The sequence below is a fragment of the Flavobacterium sp. IMCC34852 genome (assembly GCF_030643905.1).
Classification (GTDB): domain Bacteria; phylum Bacteroidota; class Bacteroidia; order Flavobacteriales; family Flavobacteriaceae; genus Flavobacterium; species Flavobacterium rivulicola.
Genome location: NZ_CP121446.1, coordinates 2,874,571 through 2,897,511, shown reverse-complemented (window position 1 = coordinate 2,897,511; position 22,941 = coordinate 2,874,571). Strand labels below are relative to the sequence as shown.

The 22,941-nt window shown below is 38.4% G+C and carries 22 protein-coding genes; 4 read left to right on the top strand and 18 right to left on the bottom strand.

Annotated elements, in window-relative coordinates; translation table 11 throughout:
* Positions 1 to 53 precede the first annotated feature (53 nt).
* Both P7V56_RS12515 and uvrA read right to left on the bottom strand, forming a co-directional pair.
* Positions 54 to 776, bottom strand: a complete 723-nt coding sequence (locus P7V56_RS12515) for an LOG family protein (RefSeq protein WP_171223361.1) — start codon at positions 774 to 776, stop codon at positions 54 to 56.
* Positions 777 to 808: 32 nt separating this feature from the next.
* On the bottom strand, positions 809 to 3,640 hold the full coding sequence (gene uvrA, locus P7V56_RS12510; RefSeq protein WP_171223362.1) for an excinuclease ABC subunit UvrA: 2,832 nt from the start codon (positions 3,638 to 3,640) through the stop codon (positions 809 to 811).
* Positions 3,641 to 3,747: 107 nt separating this feature from the next.
* Between uvrA and P7V56_RS12505 the strand changes: the two genes are divergently transcribed.
* Complete coding sequence (locus tag P7V56_RS12505; protein WP_171223363.1) at positions 3,748 to 4,248, top strand: peptidylprolyl isomerase; 501 nt, start codon at positions 3,748 to 3,750, stop codon at positions 4,246 to 4,248.
* A 2-nt stretch (positions 4,249 to 4,250) separates the two neighbouring features.
* Here the strand turns inward: P7V56_RS12505 and P7V56_RS12500 are convergent, their stop codons facing one another.
* From P7V56_RS12500 to P7V56_RS12490, 3 genes are all read right to left on the bottom strand, one after another.
* Positions 4,251 to 6,068, bottom strand: coding sequence for a chloride channel protein (locus P7V56_RS12500; protein WP_171223364.1), 1,818 nt, complete (start codon positions 6,066 to 6,068; stop codon positions 4,251 to 4,253).
* A gap of 68 nt (positions 6,069 to 6,136) precedes the next feature.
* Positions 6,137 to 7,807: a gamma-glutamyltransferase gene (gene ggt, locus P7V56_RS12495; protein WP_171223365.1), complete on the bottom strand. Its 1,671-nt coding sequence runs from the start codon at positions 7,805 to 7,807 to the stop codon at positions 6,137 to 6,139.
* The gene (locus P7V56_RS12490; RefSeq protein WP_171223366.1) at positions 7,804 to 8,388 is read right to left on the bottom strand and encodes an acyl carrier protein phosphodiesterase; all 585 of its coding nucleotides are present in this window, start codon (positions 8,386 to 8,388) and stop codon (positions 7,804 to 7,806) included. Before P7V56_RS12490 ends, ggt begins: the two co-directional genes overlap by 4 nt.
* Positions 8,389 to 8,507: 119 nt before the next feature.
* Between P7V56_RS12490 and glmM the strand changes: the two genes are divergently transcribed.
* On the top strand, positions 8,508 to 9,896 hold the full coding sequence (glmM, locus tag P7V56_RS12485; protein WP_171223367.1) for a phosphoglucosamine mutase: 1,389 nt from the start codon (positions 8,508 to 8,510) through the stop codon (positions 9,894 to 9,896).
* A 55-nt stretch (positions 9,897 to 9,951) separates the two neighbouring features.
* Here the strand turns inward: glmM and P7V56_RS12480 are convergent, their stop codons facing one another.
* The 13 genes from P7V56_RS12480 to P7V56_RS12420 all read right to left on the bottom strand — a co-directional run bounded on the left by P7V56_RS12480 (position 9,952) and on the right by P7V56_RS12420 (position 20,423).
* Positions 9,952 to 10,581, bottom strand: a complete 630-nt coding sequence (locus tag P7V56_RS12480) for a murein L,D-transpeptidase catalytic domain-containing protein (RefSeq protein ID WP_171223368.1) — start codon at positions 10,579 to 10,581, stop codon at positions 9,952 to 9,954.
* 62 nt (positions 10,582 to 10,643) lie between these two features.
* Positions 10,644 to 11,078 (bottom strand): VOC family protein, encoded by a 435-nt coding sequence (locus tag P7V56_RS12475; RefSeq protein WP_171223369.1) that lies wholly within the window; start codon positions 11,076 to 11,078, stop codon positions 10,644 to 10,646.
* A 15-nt stretch (positions 11,079 to 11,093) separates the two neighbouring features.
* Positions 11,094 to 11,939, bottom strand: a complete 846-nt coding sequence (locus tag P7V56_RS12470) for an SRPBCC domain-containing protein (RefSeq protein WP_240976716.1) — start codon at positions 11,937 to 11,939, stop codon at positions 11,094 to 11,096.
* Positions 11,940 to 11,995: 56 nt separating this feature from the next.
* A complete protein-coding gene (gene gloA2 / locus P7V56_RS12465; RefSeq protein ID WP_171223370.1) occupies positions 11,996 to 12,379 on the bottom strand; it encodes an SMU1112c/YaeR family gloxylase I-like metalloprotein in 384 nt (127 codons plus the stop codon).
* Between the two features lie 3 nt (positions 12,380 to 12,382).
* The gene (locus P7V56_RS12460) at positions 12,383 to 12,835 is read right to left on the bottom strand and encodes a YciI family protein (protein WP_171223371.1); all 453 of its coding nucleotides are present in this window, start codon (positions 12,833 to 12,835) and stop codon (positions 12,383 to 12,385) included.
* Complete coding sequence (locus tag P7V56_RS12455) at positions 12,832 to 12,972, bottom strand: hypothetical protein (protein ID WP_171223372.1); 141 nt, start codon at positions 12,970 to 12,972, stop codon at positions 12,832 to 12,834. The genes P7V56_RS12460 and P7V56_RS12455 overlap by 4 nt, the downstream gene beginning before the upstream one ends.
* Before the next feature lie 5 nt (positions 12,973 to 12,977).
* Positions 12,978 to 13,364, bottom strand: a complete 387-nt coding sequence (locus tag P7V56_RS12450) for a hypothetical protein (protein WP_171223373.1) — start codon at positions 13,362 to 13,364, stop codon at positions 12,978 to 12,980.
* Positions 13,365 to 13,443: 79 nt separating this feature from the next.
* Entirely contained in the window at positions 13,444 to 14,343 is a 900-nt protein-coding gene (locus P7V56_RS12445) for a hypothetical protein (protein ID WP_240976718.1), read from the bottom strand.
* A gap of 6 nt (positions 14,344 to 14,349) precedes the next feature.
* A complete protein-coding gene (locus P7V56_RS12440; RefSeq protein WP_171223375.1) occupies positions 14,350 to 14,766 on the bottom strand; it encodes a DM13 domain-containing protein in 417 nt (138 codons plus the stop codon).
* A 74-nt stretch (positions 14,767 to 14,840) separates the two neighbouring features.
* Positions 14,841 to 16,307 (bottom strand): lipopolysaccharide biosynthesis protein, encoded by a 1,467-nt coding sequence (locus tag P7V56_RS12435; RefSeq protein WP_171223376.1) that lies wholly within the window; start codon positions 16,305 to 16,307, stop codon positions 14,841 to 14,843.
* A gap of 30 nt (positions 16,308 to 16,337) precedes the next feature.
* Positions 16,338 to 17,624 carry a glycosyltransferase family 4 protein gene (locus tag P7V56_RS12430; RefSeq protein ID WP_171223377.1) on the bottom strand — a complete coding sequence of 429 codons (1,287 nt, stop codon included), beginning with the start codon at positions 17,622 to 17,624 and terminating at the stop codon, positions 16,338 to 16,340.
* A complete protein-coding gene (locus P7V56_RS12425; RefSeq protein WP_171223378.1) occupies positions 17,624 to 20,143 on the bottom strand; it encodes a YfhO family protein in 2,520 nt (839 codons plus the stop codon). The genes P7V56_RS12430 and P7V56_RS12425 overlap by 1 nt, the downstream gene beginning before the upstream one ends.
* Before the next feature lie 28 nt (positions 20,144 to 20,171).
* On the bottom strand, positions 20,172 to 20,423 hold the full coding sequence (locus tag P7V56_RS12420; RefSeq protein ID WP_171223379.1) for a DUF4834 domain-containing protein: 252 nt from the start codon (positions 20,421 to 20,423) through the stop codon (positions 20,172 to 20,174).
* A 123-nt stretch (positions 20,424 to 20,546) separates the two neighbouring features.
* Here P7V56_RS12420 and P7V56_RS12415 point away from each other — a divergent pair, with 123 nt between their 5' ends.
* The gene (locus P7V56_RS12415; RefSeq protein WP_171223380.1) at positions 20,547 to 21,524 is read left to right on the top strand and encodes a transporter; all 978 of its coding nucleotides are present in this window, start codon (positions 20,547 to 20,549) and stop codon (positions 21,522 to 21,524) included.
* Positions 21,524 to 22,642 (top strand): GTP cyclohydrolase, encoded by a 1,119-nt coding sequence (locus tag P7V56_RS12410; RefSeq protein WP_171223381.1) that lies wholly within the window; start codon positions 21,524 to 21,526, stop codon positions 22,640 to 22,642. The genes P7V56_RS12415 and P7V56_RS12410 overlap by 1 nt, the downstream gene beginning before the upstream one ends.
* Positions 22,643 to 22,941 lie beyond the last annotated feature (299 nt).

The window sequence follows — 22,941 nt, the reverse complement described above, 5'->3', positions numbered from 1 at the left end:
GCGATTAGTGGATTTAACAAACTGCTAAACGCTGAAAGCTAACTGCTGAAAGCTTAAAAGTTAGGACTCAAATTGTATTTTTTGTAGAAATTATCCAAAGCTTCTACCACTTCGTCTTCAGTATCCACGACTTTGATTAAGTTCATGTCTTCCGGACTAACCGTTTTTTCTCTTTCAATCATGACCGTTTTTACCCAGTCTAATAAGCCTGACCAAAATTCGCTTCCGACCAAAATAATCGGGAATTTACCGATTTTCTTGGTTTGGATTAAGGTCATCGCTTCGAACAATTCATCCAAAGTTCCGAAACCGCCCGGCATTACTACAAAACCTTGGGAATACTTTACAAACATGACTTTGCGCACAAAGAAATAGTCGAAATTCAAGTTTTTATCCTTATCGATATATGGGTTGAAATGCTGTTCAAAAGGCAATTCAATGTTCAAACCTACCGAAGTTCCGCCGCCGTTGTGTGCACCTTTGTTTCCGGCTTCCATGATTCCCGGTCCGCCACCGGTGATGACACCGTAACCGGCTTTGCTGATTTTATAAGCAATTTTTTCAGCCAATAAATAATAGCGGTCGTTTGGTTTGGTTCTAGCAGAGCCAAAGATGGATACACACGGTCCGATTCGCGCCATGCTTTCGTAGCCGTTCACAAACTCCGACATGATTTTAAAAATCGCCCACGAGTCGTTGGTTCTTATTTCGTTCCAGGTTTTTTGTTTTAGTTTTTCCTGTATTTTATCGTCTTCATTTTGAAAATCGTCTCTCATCTTTTTAGTATAATTTTTTTTAAGCAAACGTGCTAAAGTAATTCTTTTTTCAAAAACTGCGCGGTGTAGCTTTTCTTATTTTTTACAATCTCTTCCGGTGTACCGGTGCAAAGGATTTGACCGCCGCCTTTTCCGCCTTCGGGTCCAACGTCTATAATGTGGTCTGCCAATTTGATGACGTCCATATTGTGTTCGATTATCAAAATCGTATTGCCTTTGTCGACCAATTTGTTAATAACATCCATCAACACACGAATGTCTTCAAAATGCAAACCGGTTGTCGGTTCATCCATGATGTAAAACGTATTTCCGGTGTCTTTTTTGGACAATTCTGTCGCCAATTTGATGCGTTGCGCTTCACCGCCGGAGAGCGTTGTGCTTTGCTGTCCCAAAGTGATATAACCCAAACCAACATCTTGTATGGTTTTGACTTTTCTGTAAATTTTCGGAATGTTTTCAAAGAAATCCACCGCTTCATCCACGGTCATGTTCAATACATCTGAAATGGATTTGCCTTTGTATCTTATTTCTAAGGTTTCTCGATTGAAACGCTTGCCTTGGCAGGTTTCACATTCCACATAAACATCCGGCAAGAAACTCATTTCAATTGTTCTAACACCCGAACCTTCACAAGTTTCACATCTTCCGCCCGACACATTAAAACTGAAACGGCCGGCTTTGTACCCGCGAATCATGGCTTCCGGCGTTTGGGTGTACAAACTCCTGATTTCCGAAAACACATCAGTATACGTAGCCGGATTCGAACGTGGCGTTCTGCCTATCGGACTTTGATCAATGTCAATCACTTTGTCGATGTGTTCTAAACCTTCAATTTTTTTATACGGTTGCGGTTTTTTGACGCCGTTGAAATAATACGCATTCAAAATAGGGTAGAGCGTTTCATTAATCAAGGTCGATTTGCCACTGCCCGAAACTCCGGTCACACAAATTAGTTTGCCCAATGGCAATTCGATAGAAACATTTTTCAAATTATTTCCTGTCGCGCCGGTCAATGTCATGAATTTACCATTGCCTTCTCGGCGTTTTTTGGGCACTTCAATTTTCATTTCCCCATTCAAATACATCGCCGTAATGGTGTGTTCGTTGAGCAATTCCTTTGGCGTGCCTTTGCTGATGATTTCACCGCCAAATTTTCCGGCTTTCGGTCCAATATCGATGACATAATCGGCTCGTTCTATCATGTCCTTGTCGTGTTCTACGACTAAAACAGAATTCCCGATATCTCTCAATTGTTCCAAAGAATGAATCAGTTTTTCATTGTCTCTTTGGTGTAAACCGATACTGGGTTCGTCCAAAATATACAATACGCCAACGAGTTGGGAACCAATTTGCGTAGCCAAACGAATGCGCTGTGCTTCGCCGCCCGAAAGCGATTTGGAACTTCTGTTTATCGATAAATAATTCAAACCCACATTCACTAAAAAACGCAAACGGTCTTTGATTTCTTTGACAATTTCGGAAGCAATGATGGTCTGTTTTTCAGATAAATGTTGGTCTAAATCCTCAAACCATGCCGATAAATCCGAAATATCCATAGTTGATAAATCGAAGATATTTTTTTCGTGAATTCGGAAATACATCGCTTCTTTTTTCAAACGCGAACCGTGGCATTCCGGACATTCAATTTCGTCCATGAATTCTTTTGCCCAGCGTTTGATGGAAGTCGAATTACTTTCATCGTATTGGTTTTTGATGAAATGCGAAATGCCTTCGAACTCTATTTTGTATTCTTTGGTGATGCCCAAAGTTTTCGATTCTACGGTGAATTTTTCCTTTCCGCCTTGTAAAATGATTTGCATCGCTTCTTCCGGAATACTTTCGATAGCATCAGCTAGGCTAAAGCCAAATTTCTCTCCGATGATTTCCAATTGCTTGAAAATCCAAGATGATTTGTATTCGCCCAACGGAGCAAAACCGCCATTTTTGATGGATAATTTCGGATTTGGGATAATCTTTTTTAAGTTGATTTCGTGAACTGTCCCCAAACCTTTACATTCTTCACACGCGCCTTTTGGGGAATTGAACGAGAATAAATTCGGCTCCGGATTTTGATAGGAGATGCCCGAAGTCGGACACATTAAGTTTCTACTGAAATAACGCACTTCATTCGTGTCTTGGTCCAAAATCATCAAGACATTTTCACCGTGATACATAGCGGTTTTGATGCTTTCAGCAAGGCGTTTTTCGTTATCCTCATTATTCTCAATCACCATTCGGTCGATGACAATTTCGATGTCGTGGGTTTTGTAACGGTCGAGTTTCATACCGGGAAGCAAATCTTGTACTTCACCATTCACGCGGACTTTTAGAAAACCTTGTTTGGTAATTTGTTGGAATAACTCGGCGTAATGCCCTTTTCTGGCGCGGATAATCGGGGCCAAAATATTAATGCGTTTTCCGTTAAAGTTTTGAATAATCAAATCCTTGATTTGCTCATCGGAATACGAAACCATTTTTTCGCCGGTGACATAACTATACGCTTCGCCACCACGCGCGTAAAGCAAACGCAGAAAATCGTAAATTTCGGTTATGGTACCAACCGTTGAACGCGGACTTTTACTCGTCGTTTTTTGTTCAATGGCAATTACGGGAGAAAGCCCATCGATTTTATCAACATCCGGACGTTCCAATCCGCCCAAAAATTGGCGTGCATAAGCCGAAAACGTTTCGATATAACGACGCTGACCTTCGGCATAAATGGTGTCGAAAGCCAAAGACGATTTCCCCGAACCCGAAAGACCGGTGATTACCACCAGTTTTTCGCGAGGAATGTTGATGTCAATATTCTTCAGATTGTGTACTCGAGCGCCGAGAACTTCAATAGTATTTTCTGTTTCAATCATAGCAATTGGGCAAAACGCAAAGGTAGTGTTTTGGATGCAATTTTTGAATAGACGGTTGAGAAGTTATTGTTAAAAAGAATTGCTATTTTTGAAGAAAATCAATGTCTATGAAAATCTTTTTATTTATTGGAACTTTTCTTTTGAGTACGCTTTGTTTTTCTCAAAGTTTTGATGAAAATGATTCGAAATCAGTAACGATAATCACCACAATGGACAGTTTGTCGTTTTACACAAATAAGTATAGAGACATTTCAAAGACTATGAAAGTGACCAATTGTAAGTCCATGAGAGTTAGTTATGTTTATTTGAACGGCAAAGTACTTAGTCCGGAAAGAATGAATTCTATGAGAGAGAAAATAATTGCCGACTACAAGAGCGGAAAATCGTTTGCAGATTTGGCGAATGAGAACACGATGGATAATTCGAAGGATGGCGATTTGGGTTGGTTTGAAGAAGGAATGATGGTTAAAGTTTTTGAAGACGAAATCAAACGCCATAAAAAAGGAGACATCTTTACCGTTGATATCCCTGAGAATAATTGGTATTATGTTGTTTTGAAAACTTATGATGATGTCAAGAAAATAAAATTTGAAATTACATTAAAGTAAACTTACTCAATCACCATCTCTTTCAATCGTTGGCGATAGCTTTCGAGTACATCAATTTTAGACAGAAAGCCAAAGTATTTTCCTTTAAAAATAACCGGTAGAATGGTTGCTTTCGAAGTTTCAAACAGTTTCATTATTTTTTCGGGTTTGTCTTCAAATAGGATTAATTCTTTGGGTTGGCTCATGATTTCAGACATCGTCATGAACTTGACATGGTTCGGATTGAAAATAAAAGCTTTGACTTCTTCAAAATCGACCAAACCAATTAATGATTTGTCTTCGTCGACAATCGGAATCATTTTTTGTTCGGTAGTAGCAAAAATATCCACCACTTTTCCCGGTGAATCCTGTAGGCTTAGGGTTTTGTAATTTTGTTGTACCAAATTGTAAAAGTTAATACTCTGCAAGATGTTTTTGTCTTTGTCGCTGGTAAAAACTTCGCCTTTGTCAGCCAAACTCTTAACATCCATGGAATGTTTTTCAAACTGCTTGGAAACCGCAAAACTCACTGAAGAAACAATCATTAAAGGCACCATTAAGTCATAACCGCCGGTAATTTCCACGATAAGGAAAATTGCGGTTAACGGCGCATGAAACAAACCGCTCAAGATTCCGGCCATGCCTACTATGGTGAAATTGGCTATGGGTAAATGATGCGTGAAGTTGAGCAGATTAATCGATTTGGCCACAAAATAACCCAAGTATGAACCCACAAAAAGCGAAGGCGCAAAGTTGCCGCCGTTTCCGCCACTTCCTAAGGTTAAACCGGTGGCAAATGCTTTTAACAACATGGTAACACCAACAAAGGCCAACAAAACCCATTCGCTTTTAAAACGTTCGAGCATGGTATTGTCTAATAAAAGTCCGGGGTTTTTAGACGCTAAGGTTTTGATACTTTCATAACCTTCTCCAAAAAGCGTTGGGAAAAAGAAAATCAAAACCGCTAATAAAAAAGCACCTATAAAAGCTCTTCGGTATCCTTTATTTTTAAAGCTACCGAAAAACTTTTCCACTTTCTGAAAATTCCGGGCATGATATACTGAGGTCAATCCGGCTAAGATTCCGAGTAAAATATAATAAGGCGTATTGTGGTAATCAAATCTGAGTGTTTGTTGGAAATTCAAGATTACATCGTCGCTCAAAGTGATAGTTGAAATCAAAGCACCGGTCGCTGCCGAAATGATAATCGGGATAAAAGCCGAGATGGAAATATCCGTCAAAACAACTTCGATGGCAAATAAAACTCCGGCAATCGGAGCGTTGAAGGCTGCACCAATTCCCGCTGCGACACCACAAGCTAAGAGTAGAATTCGGTCTTTTTGGGACAAATGGTATTTCTGCGCGAAGTTGGAACCAAAAGCCGCACCGGTAATCACAATCGGGCTTTCCAATCCGGCAGAACCACCGAGACCAACCGTTAGAGAGCTGGTTACGATTTGGGCATACATTTGCTTTTTAGGCATGATGCCACCTTTTTTGGCTACCGCATATAAAACTTTAGAGCTTCCTTTTTCGATTTGGTTATTCAGAAAATTGCGGACTACAAATACGGTTAATAAGATTCCGGCAATTGGCAATAAACTGTTGATGTAAGGTAATTTCAAAAAGCCATTGATGTCGTTTGCCAAAAGAAAAATATTGTGCGCAAAACTCTTGAGCAGAATTACAGCAAACGAACAAGTAATGGCCACAGCAACACAGGCGAAATAGATAAAGTTTCTTTCGCTCAATCGGTCTTTCAAAAGGAAAACCAGGTTTTCGGCTCTTCTGAAAATACTTCTGAATACAATTTTAAAAAGGGAAGCTTTGTTCGACGGCATTTATTCAAACATTAGAAACGCTAAGATACTTTTTAAATTCTGAATTATAAAATCAAATAAGTTATAATCTAAAATCCAACCGCTTTGTCATCTCCTCTGAAATCGGCACCGCCTTCCAGTTTTCCGTCGGGTAAAACTAAAATAGCGTCGACTTTACCAATAATCGGGGCTACTTTTTCATTGATTTTATAGCCTTTTTTGGCCAAGCCTTCCAATAAGACTTTATCAAATTTTCCGGGTTCAAACTGAATTTCGTCAGGCAACCATTGGTGGTGAAATCTCGGTGCATTGACAGCTTCTTGAACGCTCATCTGGAATTCGGTTACGTTGAGAATCGTTTGCAAAACCGAAGTAATAATCATCGAACCACCGGGTGAACCCAATAGCATAAAAAGTTTACCGTTTTTCTCGACGATTGTTGGGGTCATCGAACTCAACATTCTTTTTCGTGGTGCAATGCTGTTGGCTTCGGCACCAACCAAACCATAAGAATTCGGAACGCCTGGTTTAGACGAGAAGTCATCCATTTCATTGTTCAAGAAGAAACCCAATTCGTCACAATACAATTTAGAACCATAAGCGCCATTAATAGTGGTGGTCACCGAAACGGCATTGCCTTCAGCATCCACAATAGAGTAATGGGTAGTTTCATCGCTTTCGTAAACAGAAACCTCACCATGACTGACATCCGCTGATTTGGTGGCTTGGTCAAAAGTAAAAGTACTCATTCGGTTTTTCAAATAGTTTTTGTCTAACAATCCTTTTAGCGGAATTTTGACAAAATCCGGGTCGCCCAGAAAATAATTTCTATCAGCATAAGCCCTGCGTTCGGCTTCAGTTAAAACTTGGATGTATTTTTCAGCATTGTGACCAAATGAACTTAGCGGATAAGGCTCAATCATTTTCAGGATTTGTGCCAAAGTAATCCCGCCGCTACTTGGTGGCGCCATTGATATGATGGTCAAATCTTTGTGTTGAAACGAAATCGGTTTGCGCCAAACGACTTGGTATTCGGCCATATCTTTCATCGAAATAATACCGCCTTTTTCTTGGATAAAATCTACCAGTTTTTGAGCGGTTTTGCCTTTGTAGAATTCGTTACGGCCTTTTTTCAGAATTTGTTCCAAAGTGTTGGCTAAAGCCAAATATTTGATGGTGTCACCAACGTTAAAAGTCTTATTGTACAAAGTCTTATCACCGCTAATTTTTACAATAATTGCTCTGTTTTCGTCGAGTTTTTCTTTTTCTTTCGGAGTTACTATGATCCCTTTTTTGGCTAAAGCGATTGAAGGTTCAAACAAATCCTTGAGTGGTAGTTTTCCAAACTTTTTGTGGATTTCAAAAATCCCGGCGATGCTTCCCGGAATGCCAACGGATAAAGCACCGTCAATACTCAGATTCGGAATGACATTGCCATTTTGGTCTTGGTACATGTTTTTGGTCGCTTTGGCCGGAGCTTTTTCGCGAAAATCTAATGAACCGATTTCCCCATTCGCTTTGCGATACACCATAAATCCGCCACCGGATATGTTCCCCGCATAAGGATAAGCCACAGCAAGTGCCAATTGTGTTGCAATCATCGCATCAAAAGCATTGCCGCCTTTTTTGATGATATCGACACCAATTTGCGAAGCTTCTTCCCGTGCCGAAACCACCATCGCTTTTTCGGCAATTAGTCCTTTTTGTTGGGCGAAAATGAAATTGGGAATCAGTAAAAAGACGATGAGACTTTTTTTCATAAAGTGGCTAATTTATCTTGGCAATGTTGGCGTAATTCCTCAAAAAATAAGGTGAATTCATTTTCAAATTCGGGGTAGTATTGTTTTAATTCAACGATGGATTCGTCCATAGCGACTCGATGCTTGGTGCGATAATCCATTTGGAACATAATCATTTCCAAACCTTCAATTGTGGCATAACTCACCAGCCAATTGCGCCCAATCATATAAGGCATCATGCCTTTGGCTCTTTCGGTCAGGATTTCGTAATTATCTTTAAGTAAGAGATAAAAATCCTGAGCATAATCTTCCAATTTGACCTCAGAGTAGTTGCTCCAATTTTTGGCCAAAAAATGATCGTAGAAAATATCCATAATCACACCCGAATAATGACCGTATTTCTCGTGTAATCTATGTTTGCTTTGCCTATAAATAGGATGCATATCGGTAAAACTATCGATGGAACGATGCAAGAGAATTCCTTTTCGGATTTCGGTTGTATAATCCTCATAATGATGCCCGCGAATACTGTCCGCCATAAAATTCCCAATTTTGAGTAAATCGTTGTCGCCGGATAGATAAATGTGGGCTAGGAAGTTCATGTGCCTAATTTAGGAATTTTAAATTATAAATTTTGAATTTTAAATTAGAATTGAAAAATGTCATTCTTTATATTTGTAAACATTTAAAATTTACAATTCAAAATTCAAAATAGAAACTAATGACTCTTATAAAATCAATCTCAGGAATTCGAGGCACTATAGGCGGAAAAGTTGGGGACAATTTGACTCCGGTGGATGCCGTAAAATTTGCTTCGGCTTATGGTACTTTCCTGAAAAACAATATACAAAAAGACAAGCTAAAAGTAGTAATTGGTCGTGATGCTCGTATTTCGGGACCGATGATTCACAATTTGGTGGTCAATACTTTAATCGGATTAGGCATTGATGTGATTGATTTAGGGTTGTCGACTACGCCAACCGTGGAAGTAGCTGTGCCATTGGAACAAGCAGACGGCGGAATCATTTTAACGGCTTCTCACAATCCGAAACAATGGAATGCTTTGAAGTTGTTGAATGCCAAAGGCGAATTTTTAAGTGGTGCCGATGGTGCTAAAATTTTAGAAATAGCCGAAGCCGAAGCATTTGATTTTTCGGATGTGGACAGTTTGGGTGAAATCACAGCGAATGATGCTTATATGGATATTCATATTGATGAGGTTTTAGAATTGCCTTTGGTCGATGCTGAAGCAGTGGCCAAAAGAAAATTCAAAGTCGTGGTTGATGGGGTGAATTCTTCCGGAGGCATTATCATTCCGAAGTTATTGGAACAAATGGGCGTGGAGTGCGTGAAATTGTATTGCGAACCGAATGGTCATTTTCCGCATAATCCGGAACCCTTGAAAGAGCATTTGGGCGATATCTGCAAATTGGTGGTAGAAGAAAAAGCCGATTTCGGGATTGTAGTTGACCCTGATGTGGACCGTTTGGCTTTCATTTCTAATGATGGCGAAATGTTTGGTGAAGAATATACTTTGGTGGCTTGTGCCGATTATGTGTTGAGCAAAACGCCGGGTAATACCGTTTCGAATATGTCTTCTTCACGAGCGTTGCGTGATATTACCGAAAAACACAATGGCAGTTACCAAGCGAGTGCTGTAGGTGAAGTGAACGTAGTCGAATTGATGAAAGCTTCGAATGCGATTATTGGTGGTGAAGGCAATGGCGGAATTATTTATCCTGAGTTGCATTACGGTCGCGATAGTTTGGTAGGCGTGGCTTTGTTCTTGACCCATTTGGCGAGTTTAGACATGACGGTTGCCGAATTAAGAGCTTCGTATCCGCAATATTATATGAGCAAAAACAAAATCGAATTGACACCGCAAATTGATGTGGATGCGATTTTGGAAGCGATGACTGAAAAGTATAAAAATGAAAATATTTCAACGATTGACGGTGTAAAAATTGATTTCCCGTCAGAATGGGTTCATTTGCGCAAATCCAACACCGAACCAATTATCCGAATTTATACTGAAGCACCAACGCAAGAAGCAGCAGATCAATTGGCTTTGAGAATTATTGACGAGATTAAAGCTGTGGCCGGGATTTAATCGGAACATATATTGAAAAAAGTAAAAACCCTGAACTACAATTCAGGGTTTTCTTTTATTGATAAATCCACATCAAAACGGGCTTCTTTGCCTTTTTTAAGATTGGGTCAATGACTTTCATGTTGCTGTTGGAAATCGTTGGACAACCCCAACCTTCTGGAGTTCCTTTTGGATAAACTTCTTTGTCGGCTACTTTTTCCCACGAATGGAACACAATGTAACGTGATTGCGCATTGTTATTGGTTTTCTCCAAACCGTGAAGAACATATTTGACATTGATTCCCCAATCACTCCAAGCTCTTTGCCCGATTTTGTATTTGCCCAAAGCCGAACAATGACTGCCGTCTTTGTTGCTGAATGTTGGGTTGTCTTTTGACCAATCTTGGCTCCATGGATAGTTACAACAACCGTGGCCAACCAGCATTTGATGGGTGATTTTATTTTGTTTAAAATCATATACAAAAAACCGATTTAATCCTGAGTGAACGCTCATGTCAATCAGTATACAAAAATCCTCATTGAAGTTGTTTTTTTGACAAAAAGTCAAAGCTTCCTTGGCCTTGTTCTCGGTTCGGGAAACATTGACTGTTGGTTTATTTTTGCTTTTGCTTTTGTAATTGATTTTATTGTAACCAAAAGCTACTACTGCAACGGCAAATAATAGAAAGACAATCTTTTTTTTCACTGTTTTGTGTTTCTATTGATAACGCAAGAGAATGATTTATAGTATGTAAGCTGAAAAATAATTTAAGGTTGCGGATTTTCATCAAAATTCACCATCCAATTGATGCCGAATTTATCGGTAAACATCCCAAAATAAGCGCCCCAAAAGGTTGAGGTCATCGGCATAAAAGCATTGCCGCCTGCAGATAAACCGTTGAAGATTCTGTCTGCTTCCGCTCGGCTATCGGTATTGATGGAAACCGAAATATTGGTTCCGATAATGGCATCGCCACTTTGTGAAGTACTGTCACTTCCCATTAAAACGGTATTTCCGATAGGCAAACTAACGTGCATAATTCTGTTAGCTTCATCTTCAGATACCGGTGGACAATTGTCATCGGCCGGCATGTCTTTAAATCTACCCATATAAGGAAATTCGCCTCCGAAAACGGATTGATAAAAAAGAAACGCAGCTTCACAGTTTCCGTTAAAAATTAAATAAGGATTTACTTGTGTCATGATTGATGCTTGTTTTTATTGATTTGTATATTTTTTAAAATTGTTTAAAATCGATTGCCAACCTTCGCGTTGGAGTGCTACCGAATGAATATTTTCCGGTTCGAAATTTTCTGTTAGGATAACTTGTTCATCCATAATATCGAATTGTACCGTTACTTTTCTCCCGTCAGCAATTTGGTAAACCAATTTTTTCCTCGGAATTACTTCTTGGTAAGTTCCGACAAAATCAAAACTCATTTCGCCGTCTTTGGAAGCCATGGTAAAAGTGAAATTTTTCCCGACATCCAAATGATTTTCTGCTTTGGGACAATGCCAATCTTCAGAAGCGAAATTCCAGTTTACTATATGTTCCGGTTGGGTGAATTTGTTCCAAACTTCTTCTAATGAAACGTCAAGGGTTGTTTTTACTGTGATGGTTTTGGTATCACTTTCGGCTATGGCTTTTAGTTTTTCTAGAGCTATCGGGAAAGTCTCCTTAAAGTAATCTAAATATTTTTCGACCAAATCTATGGTTACAGTGACAGTTGTTATGCCATTGCTTTCATTTAAATCATACCGCTCTTCGGCGCCTGACCAAGCTTTGGTTGTCTCCGTTGCGGGTTGTTCGACATATTCTTTTAATTCGCCTAAATGACGGAATAGCATGGTTTCAAAAGGTTTGTTGAGGGCAATCTCCGAATTCATTCCGCTGCCATTTTGGTCTAAAAAATAAATTTTACTGCCTTGGTTCCAATCCGAAATCGCATAAGAACCTTCGCAGAATGCGCTGACCCAGGCTTCGTAGTTTTCTTCATCCCAAAGTGAATACCAAACTTTCTCTTTAGAAGCATTGATATCAATGCTGAATGTTAGTCTTATCATAGTTTAATGAGTTTTTTTGAGGATAGTAAAGTTAAGGAAAGTCTCTTTTGAAAAACTTATCGCTCATAAAATTCTATCGGTAAGCCATCGGGATCGCTAATGAAAGTGAATCTTTTTCCAGTGTATTCATCTATTCGAATAGTCTCGGCGATGATGTTGTATTGTGCCAAATGATCTACGACGGTTTCAATATTATCTACTTCAAAAGCCAAATGGCGCAAACCTGTAGCTTCCGGTCTTGAAATCCTTTTGGGCGGATTGGGAAACGAAAACAATTCGATTATATAATTACCGTTAAGCGAAAGGTCTAATTTGAAGGATTGTCGTTCTTCGCGATACACTTCCTGAATGATTTGCAAGCCCAGAATTTCGGTATAAAATTTTTTAGAAAGCTCATAATTCGAACAGATGATGGCAATGTGGTGGACTTTGTTGAGCATGAACTACATTTTTTTCTTAGCGACTTTGTTGTGCAGTTCATTGACTTGTTGTAAAGCAGCACTGCAATACCAAACCGTCATTTCAGCTTCAAAAATTTTGGCTTTTACCGCCGGATCAGATTCGACCAAAGCGTTGGCAGCTTCTAGTGTACTGACGTTGAATATAAAAATGCCACGGTAATTTTTGTCGTTTTTCATGAATGGTCCGGCCACGACCAGTTTGCCTTCGTCGGCCAGTTTGTTGATGTTGGCCATGTGACCTTCGAAAAGTTGGGCCCGCTCTTCTTTGGTTGCGGTTGTATTGCTCCCGGTTTTCAAAATGCAAAACACATAGGTTTTCATGCCATACTCATCGGCATTGAGTGATTTGGCTAGTTGCTCATCATAGTCCGGATTGCTTTCTTGGGCAAAGCCTAAGGCGGACAACAATAAAAGGATAAAGGTGATATTTTTCATGGGTATTGGTTTTGATTTTCTTTTTCTTTTTCTTTTTCGGTTTGGTATTTATTGATTTTAACCACAGCTTCACGACCGATTTTTTGGGCGTAATAATAGCCAATTGTCAAGCCTATACTATACCAATAGTAGTTCATTTGTTTTAGGATTTAACCAAAGTTAAGCTTTTTCTTCGGGTAATGAGAAAGCTGTAAAACACTAAAAAGGGCAAGGTGAACAAGGTTATTTTCGGATTCCAATCGAGCAACCCTATAAAGAGCAGCATCAGAAATAGCAAAGCGATTCCGGTTGAAGCCAAGAGTACCACCCAAAATTTTGGCTTAGGTACCAAAAATGAAAGCAGTAAAACAATTTGTCCCAATAATGGCAAAAGGATGAACGGATGTAAAAAGGCTTCGGGTGTATCACCCATTTTGAGCAACAAATCGTATTCGATTTCGGCGATGAATTCGCTTTCTTTTCCCCATTCCAAATAACCTATGAATGACGAAAGGAACAAACCCAAGATGATTTTTTTAAGCAGAGACATAAACAAAAATGATACTAAAAGTAATCATTTTGTCGAAAGCATCAAATAGGAAACCTAAAAATCTCGGTAACTTATCATCTTAAAAAGATACTTTATAAATTAATCCCGCCGTAAAAGCTCTTGTCAATCCATCGGGACGAATATCGCGCACTACAAAAGGCGTTGCCAAAGAAAGTTCTAAACTGCTTTTTGAATTGAGCGTGTAACTGGTTATCAAATTGCCGTTAATAGTCAAACCATCCGAACCTTTGATGGTTTCGCGTTGGCTGAAAATATTTTCATAACTGTCTTCACCCAAATGGTATAAGAACAACATATTCGGTTTGAAAGTAAATTTTTTATTTGGCGTTTGATAAGTATAAGTCGTGCGGAACAAAGCGTCTGATTTTCTCTCGAATAAATTGGTTGACGGGAAATCATCGGTACCACTGTATTCGGCGAAATAAGAGTTTTTGTTATTATTGAAAACCGGAATTTGAAAACCAAAATTAAAATCCCATTGCGAATATTTATAATTGGCGGCCAAAATCAAATCGAATGTACCCAAGCTCGCCTGATAATCTAAAGGCAAAGAATAGCCGTTGATTTTAGCATTAGCAGTCGTAAACGGAAACTTGAATCCGGATAAAATGCTCCATTGCTTTTGGTCTTTTTCGGCGAATTTGTAATTGCTGATTAAATAAGCATCGCCAAATTGTCCGCGTTGACCAAAACTGCCATCGGCTACAGAATAAGTAAACTTAGCACTCAACGCCCATTTTTCACCAAATGCTCTCGAATAAGTTACATAGGATGAAATGTAAGTTACATCAGCTTCGCCAACGCCGTAAATGCTTCCGGTTTCGATTAGATTTTTGTTTGAGTTTTCTTTGTCAAAACTATTGCCAATAGAACAAACCCCGGCATCACTACAACCTTGAGCGTAAACAGTTGAACACCCGATTATCGATATCCAACTAATAAAAACAATCTTTTTCATAGTCATTTAATTAGATTGTAAAGCCGCAATTGCAAACAAATGGTTGTATTGCTGGCAATGAATTAAAACATAAGGATAATCGGCAAGGTTTACCTGCTGTGGTATTGAATAAGTCACATCCGGATTGACATTGCCTAAGTTGACAAAGTCAGACGGCGAATCTGCTTTGGATAAATAGACTTTTAAATCCGGCCCGGCTGAAATGGAATAGTTTTCTAATTTTAAAGTGTAAGCGTTGCCCAATTGGTAAATTTTTACCGTTCCGCTGCCTGATATTCCACCGGTTGGATTGAAAGTTCCGGTAGAGCGCAAAACTGCCTCATTGCTGACTTCTTCTTCAACTATATCGCGGGTTAGTTCGCCTTCGACTTCACACGAAGTAAAAAGTAATAATAGGGTAAAAAGGGAAAGAATTGTTTTCATAGCGTTTCAATTTTAATCAAAGTTCAAAATAACTGATGATACCAATTGTCGGCTAGTTTACATTTAGAGGAAGATTATTGGATTTTTATTTTTTTGAGCACATTCAGAATTACATTATTTATTTCTTCCGAAAGATTGGCTTTGTAGGTCAGCCCAACATAAACCAAAGAAACCAAAACCGATTTGAAACCAATATTCACTATCGGATGAAAAGGAAAATCCCAGTAGTAAAAGGCGAAGAAGCAAATCAATCCAATCATTAAAGCGTAAATATTTTTTAATGTAAACGGATAAAGATTCATTTTTAAAACCACAAAAAGCAATTTGGCCAAACTATACAACGTAATCGAAATGAGTGTCGCAATCGCCGCACCGTTGATGCCATAAATCGGAATGAAATAATCGTTTAAAGAAATGGCTAAAACCGCTAAAAACAATCCTAAAAATAAAACCGCTTTATAATATTTGGAGTTGAAAATAATCGCATTGTTGTTGCCCAAAATCAAATCGAAGTATTTAGAAATACCAATGACAAAAACCACAAAAACACCGCCGCGGTAGTTTTCGGGTAAAAGTAAATACAGCTGGTTAATATTGACCAGAATGCCAACCAAAACCAATCCGCCGACGATTTGCAGCGAAATGGAAGTCTTTTTATACAAGTCGTTCAGTTCGTCGTGTTTGCCTTCGGTCATTAATTTGGCCGTAATCGGATAGGTGATTTGGTGCATGGCTCGACTGGGAACCGAAATCACTGTTGCAATAAAAATCGCCACCGAATAGTAGGCAATGTTTTCAATCTTGATGTATTGTGCAATCATGGTTTTGTCGATGTCGAGCAACATATTAGCGATACTTCCCGATAGAATGATGAACAACGAATAAGTTAGCACCGCTTTGACATTGTGTGGTATTTTAAACGAGAATTGAATCGACTGTACTTTATTGGCATAAAACAACATCACTAAAGTAGTCAGCAAATAAATGCCCATCAAAATATCGACAAAAGTCTCGGCCGAAATGGTACCGAAATAAACGGCGAAAAGAAAAATGCTAATAAAAACCCGAAGTAAAACCTCTTTCACAAAACTCCCGAACACCGATTGCATATGGACTTTTACCCAAGCATAAAAAATTTCAAAATACCCCATGCACAAACCAATCACCGGAATTTGCCAAGTGAAGTCGGAGATGATAGGATTTTCTCGGGATAAAAATGAAGCGATATCGGTGTAGAAAATTGTTCCGATAAGCCCTAACGGAATGAGTACCAATAACGGTAGAATCATTACAAAGGTTAGGAACTCGCTTTTTTCTTTTTCGGTTTTGTATTGGGTGAAGAATTTGACCAAGGTGTTGTGAACACCAAAAGCCATCAACGGAAAAATAATATTCGCTGACGACAAGATATAACCGGTTAAACCATAAAACTTCTCGCCCAAAAAATGCGGATACATAAACAAAGTATTCGCCGCGCCAATCGCAAACCCGATATAGGTTATAATGGTGTTTTTGATGGATTGGTTGACGACGATGCCCATTTTTTGAAATTACGAATTAGGAATTATGAATTACGAAATTAATTTAGACAATTGCTCTGTTAAACTTTTTCTGGAATATTGTTGCAAACCAACGGCGTGAACCTTTAAATTTTGCTTTTGGTATTCCTGATAGTATTTCAAAAGTAGCGCTTTTAGTTTTCCCTTTTCGTCATAAGTAAAGAAAACGCCGGTGTTGGTTGAAGTGATGATTTCGGCAAAATCAGAACTTTCCGGACCAATCGCAATAATCGGTCTTTCGGAAACCATGTATTCAAATAATTTTCCGGGGATGATGCTTTTGGTGTCTTCGGAATTGATTTCGATGAGCAATAAAACCTGCGATTTCCTTTGGTGTTCAACGGCTTCTTGGTGAGAAACGTAACCTAAATTCAATACATAATCATTGAGTTTGAATTCAGAAATCGTATCTAAAACTTCTTGACTTACGGCGCCGATTAGCTTGAGTTGAAAATCGTTTTTAAAGTCTTTGTTTTCTTTGGTCAATTCTTTTAAGGCTTTCCAAAGGATTCTCGGATTTCTTTCCGACAGAAACGAACCGATATGGGCCAACGTGAATTTCGCATCCAAAGGTTGTTTGGAGATTTTTTCGATATCGTAACCATTCGTAATCACTTCAATTGGTTTGGATGTAATCGCTTCAAATTCGGTTTTGGTGGTTTTACTCGTTACGATTATGGTATCGGCTGAGGTTAAAACTTCTTTCTCTAATACTTTGTGTTTTTTCTCGGCAGAAGAAGATAATTTCAACGCTTTGTGGTAACCAATAGTCGTCCAAGGATCGCGGAAATCGGCAAACCATTTCACGCCTAAATCTTTCTTTAATTGCAAACCAATCAAGTGCAAACTATGTGGCGGACCTGAAGTTACAATCGTGTCAATATTGTTTTCCTGAATATATTTAGTCAAATATTTCACCGAAGGTTTGACCCAAAGAAACCGTGCATCAGGGATAAAAATATTGCCGCGTACCCAAAGCAAAGTTTTCTCTAAAAACGATTGTTTTTTTTGATTGGGAATAATGCCTGAACTGATTTTTTTGGTTTTGTTTTTGCTAAAAAACGAAGCCAAACCGTAAGGTTCAAAGATTTTGTTTTTCAGGATAATCGCTTTTTCCGAAACCTCGCTTTGCAAACCGTTATCAATAATAGGATACGTTGGATTTTCAGGAACATACACAATCGGCTGAACGTTGAACTCCGGCAAATACTTGACAAACTTTAACCAACGCTGTACGCCCGGTCCACCGGCCGGTGGCCAATAATAAGTGATGATTAGGAGTTTTTTGGGTTCAGACATTACTCAGTTTTCTTGCCTTTTTGTTCAAAATAAACCACGCCAATTACCACCAACAACATTCCAATCGAACTGAATAGGGCGATAGTGCTACCGGTTTTCACGACTTGCGGTTCAAATTTGAATTCGATGTTGTGTTTGCCTTTCGGGATTTCGATTCCTCTCAAAGTATAATCAACTTTGTAAATTCGAGTTTCTTTTCCGTCAATAGTTGCTTTCCAACCGTCTTTGTAATAGATTTCGGAGAACACGGCGAAACCATCTTGGTTGTTATTTGAAGTATATTTCAAATAATTGGGTTTGTATTCGTCTAATTTGATGGAAGCTGTGCTGTCGGTTGTAAACGTTCTGTTAGCCTTAGGGGCAATTTTATAAATTCCTAAACCATCTGGTTTTTTGTTCATTATAGCGACATTTTTGGTGTCCAAATTGCCTAAGGTTTTTAATTCCTCATCAGCAGAATTAACGTATTTCAATTCCTTCACAAACCAAGCATTGCCATTGTGGAACGGATTCGTAACCGGAATATCGCCTTGTTCGGTACCGATGATTAAATATTTGATATTAAAGACATCCAAAACCGGAATACTTTTGGTTAAGGAAAGTGTTTTTGGGTCAACATTTTCACCCAAAGTGTTCATGCTTTTTTCAATCAAATGAGTGTACACTTCTTCGAAGCGTCTTGGTCTTACGGCACTGTAACCACCAACCGATTTGTGGAAATAGGAGGATCTCGGACTGTGTAAACCACCATCCAATTCGTAAACTCTAAAGATAGATTTGTCTGCTAAAATCAGTGAATCGGCTGCTGTGGGTTCGAATGGTACATCTACTTCACGGGCACTTCTGAATTGTTTTCCGTCATTACTTACATAGTTTTTATCCACAAAAAACAAATCGCCTACCATAAAAACGCCGATGATGATAACCGCTGTGTTTTGTGCCAACTTGTTTTTGGTATACAGGTAAAGTGCGCCAAAAGTCACCAACATTAAGAAACCGGAACGCAATAAATCGGCCGAATACAAATCTTTTCGATCTTCTCTCAGCGCTTCTAAAAAGGCGGTTCCAAAGGATTTATCGGGATGACTTTGTAAAGCTTGTGCCAATTGGCTGTCAATATCACCAACAAAACTGAACATGCCTTTCGCTAAAAACAACACTACAATTAATCCTAAACTGGTAGCGGCGGTTTTCCATAAACTTGGCCATTGTTTTTCTTTATCAGTGGTAAAAAACGATTGCAATCCCATGATGGCCAGTACCGGAATACACAATTCCAATATAACCTGAATCGAAGAAACCGCTCTGAACTTGTCATAAGCAGGCACATAATCGATGAAGAAATCCGTTAACAGCGAGAAGTTTTTACCCCAAGAAAGCAGTAAAGAAAAAATGGCTCCGGCGAGAAACGCATATTTTATTTTGCGTTTGTCGTGGTATAGGGCCAACACAAAAAGGAAGAAAACAATCGCGCCAATGTAAGCCGGTGCGGCTACTTGCGGTTGATCTCCCCAATAAGTTATTCCGTAACTTTCGGTAATTTCTTTGGCTTCTTCGGGTTGGGCGCCGTATTCCAGCATAAAATTATAGACATGTGAATCTTCTGAAAGTTTCTGCCCGTTGCCACCGCCAAAAAGTCTCGGCGCAATTAAATTCAAACTTTCGCTTACGCCATAACTATACTCTGTGATGTACTCTCTGTCCATTGAGATGTTCGCTTCTTTCTTGGAGCCATCAGGATTGGTAGTCAATTCGCTTTTACCGCGGATACTGAAATCGGCGTACTCTTTGGTAGCCATTAAACTGGTTGCATTGGCACCAACGGCTAAAGTCACGGCAATTAGAAAAGTGGCTATAATTTTAGGCAAGGCCTTGAGGTCTTTTTCTTGGTATAATCGGTATAAAAAATAAAAGCTCATTACTATTAAAAGCAAGAACAAGTAATAAGTCATCTGGAAGTGATTGGCCGTAATTTCCAAGGCAACGGCGAGCATCGTTAAGATTCCGCCATGCAAATATTTCTTTCGAAAAACCAATATAAATCCGGCGATGACTAATGGCATATAGGCTATAGCATGCGCTTTAGCATTGTGTCCGACGCCGATAATTACAATCAAATAAGTCGATAATCCAAAAGCCAAAGCGCCGAAAAATGCTTTCAGCGGATTAATTCTCAAAGTGAGTAGCAATCCGTAAAATCCTAAGAAATAAAGAAATAAATAATCAGCCGGTCTGGGTAAAAATCGCAACAAATCATCAAGTTTACCAATATAATCATGCGGGTATTTGGCTCCCGATTGATAGGTTGGCATTCCTCCAAAGGAAGCGTTGGTCCAATAAGGTTCGGTGTCATATTCGGCTCTGAAATCGTTTTGTTCTTTGGCCATACCGGTGTATTGCACGATGTCGTGTTGGTATATTTTTTTGCCTTGTAAAACCGGATAAAAATAGAGTAAAGAAACTAAGATGAAACCAAGAATGGCTAATAAATGGGGATAAAACTTTTGAATTTGTTTCATGTTTTTGGTTTAGGTTGTCAAGGGGAAATTACTTAATTTCTTCGAAATCAATATAATCACCTACGATTTTTTTCTCTTTTGGCTTTTCTGTTTTAGGGTTTTGAGCTTGTTGTTGCTGTTGGTATTGCTGCTGCTGTTGTTGGAATTGTTGGGCAGCTTTTTCGACCACTTTTTTGGCTACAACCGGTAAAAACAATCGGGCTAAAAATTTAACGATGTAATAAATGGCTATTATCCATAATATAGTTCTGATAAAGCCGGGCATAGATGCAGTTTCCATAATGGGAATAAAATTTTTGTCAAAAATACTAAATTCCACAATGTAAAATTCGCTTTAACCTCTTAAATAAATGATAAATTGTATTACTTTTGGAAGACTATATATCTACAAATCTATACTGTTATGCTAAGGATAAAATCACTTTTAATTGTTGGTTTTTTGTTGATTTCAACTAAACAATACGCCCAATATACCGATATCATTAATTCAAATCGTCCCGGAAAATCAATGTCGGCTTTCTCTGTTGGAAAAACTGTAATTCAAGCTGAAGGCGGTTTGTTCGGCATTCAGGAAAAACACGATATATCTCGTTACGAAGCCAATGGTTTCGGGACAGAATTAAGTGTGCGATATGGTGCTTTTTTTGATCAGTTTGAATTTAATTTAGAGACCCAATACCAATATGATTGGTATACAGCACCTTTAGTTGAAGATACTCGTGGCGGATTTAAGCAGTTTACCTTGGGCGCCAAATATTTGGTTTATGATCCGTTTGTTCAGTTGAAAGATGACAAACCAAATGTGTACAGTTGGAAAGCCAATCATAAGTTCAGTTGGAAACAATTTATTCCGGCCGTGGCTGTTTATGGCGGTTTTAATTTGAATTTGGGTAATAATCCATTTACTTTTGAAAGCGATCCGGTGATTAGTCCGAAATTGATGGTGATTACTCAGAATCATTTTGGGAGCAAATGGGTTTGGGTGAATAACATCATCGCCGACAAATACATGACCGACTATCCAACATTAGGATGGATTACCACGATGACCAGAGGATTCAATATGCGTTGGTCCGGATTTTTAGAAGTTCAGTCTTATAAAAGTGACTTTTATGCCGATGTGCTTGGGCGATTGGGGGCAGCTTATTTGATAAGAGAGAATATCCAATTAGATGCTTATTTGGCCAAAAACATAAAAGATACTCCGGCTATCATGCATGGCGGTTTCGGAATGTCATGGCGTTTCGACAGTAATTATGAAACCAATTACAAACGTATCAAAAGCGAGAAAGAGGATAAGAAGATGAAAGATAAAAAATCTAAAAAAGACAAAGGTAAAAAACGCAAAGACGAAGTAGAATTAGAAAATACTAAACCATAATGATTACTGTAATAGAAGCCAATACTAAAAAGCTAATTCAAGAATACGTCAAGTTTCCTTTTACGCTATATAAAAACCATCCTTATTGGGTTCCGCCATTGATTAGTGATGAACTAGAAACTTTTGATAAGACTAAAAATCCTGCGTTCACTTCGGCAGAAGCTTATTTTTATTTGGCTTACAAAGACAATAAAGTGGTAGGTAGAATTGCGGCTATCATCAATTGGAATGAAGTCAATGACCAACAAAAGAAAAAAGTGCGTTTTGGTTGGTGGGATGTAATTGATGATATTGAAGTGACCAAAGCCTTGCTGGAAAAGGTTTATGAATTAGGAAGAACTCATAATTTAGAATATGTCGAAGGACCGATGGGTTTTTCTAATTTGGATAAAGTCGGCGTTTTAACCGAAGGTTTTGATGAAATCGGTTCCATGATTACGTGGTACAATTTTCCCTATTATAAAGAGCATCTGGAACAATTGGGGTATGTAAAAGAAAAAGAATACCTCGAGAATAAATTTCCTTTCTCTAATGTTAAACCCGAGTTATTTCTAAAAGCTAATGAACTCATTAAGAGTCGTTATGGCTTAAGAGCGCTTAATTTTAATAACAATAAAGACATTATGCCATACGTAGACAAGATGTTTGATTTGTTCAATGCCAGTTATGCTAACTTGTCTTCTTTTGTTGCTATAACCGATGTTCAAAAGGAATACTTCAAGAAAAAATACATCAGTTTTATCAATCCGGAGTATATAAAGTTTGTTTTAGATAAGCAGGATAATATTGTCGCTTTTAGTATTGTGATGCCGAGTTTTTCAAGAGCACTGCAAAAAGCCAATGGGAAACTGTTTCCTTTTGGTTTTTATCATTTGCTCAAAGCCAAAAAAGAGAGTAAAGAAGTGTTGTTTTATTTAATCGGAATTGATCCTGAGTACCAAAGCAAAGGCGTTACAGCTATAATTTTCAATGAATACTACAATACTTTCAAACAGAAAGGAATTCTTCAATGTGTTCGAACTCCGGAACTCGAAGATAATCATGCCATCCACAATATGTGGAAGCATTTTGACCCGGTTACTTTCAGAAGAAGAAGAACCTACAGGTTGTCACTCTAAATTAGCTGGTATACTGATAATGTTAAATTCAAATGATATATCAATGATTTATAGAGTTTGGGGTTGAAGCTTTATAAAATTTATGTTAAATCGATTTCAATTTTTGCACTCATTTGTGCATTTGGTCGATTAAAAGCAAATGTTCGTAGAAAACTTACACCTTTTTTAACATTTATTTACAATTCTGTCTAATTTTATAGTCCCAATTGAAATCTACACTGATTTTTTTCTCGAGGAATTAATGATTATTTTTTGATCTTTAATTTTTCTTCCAAAGAAAGTTTAAACTTTAATCTATT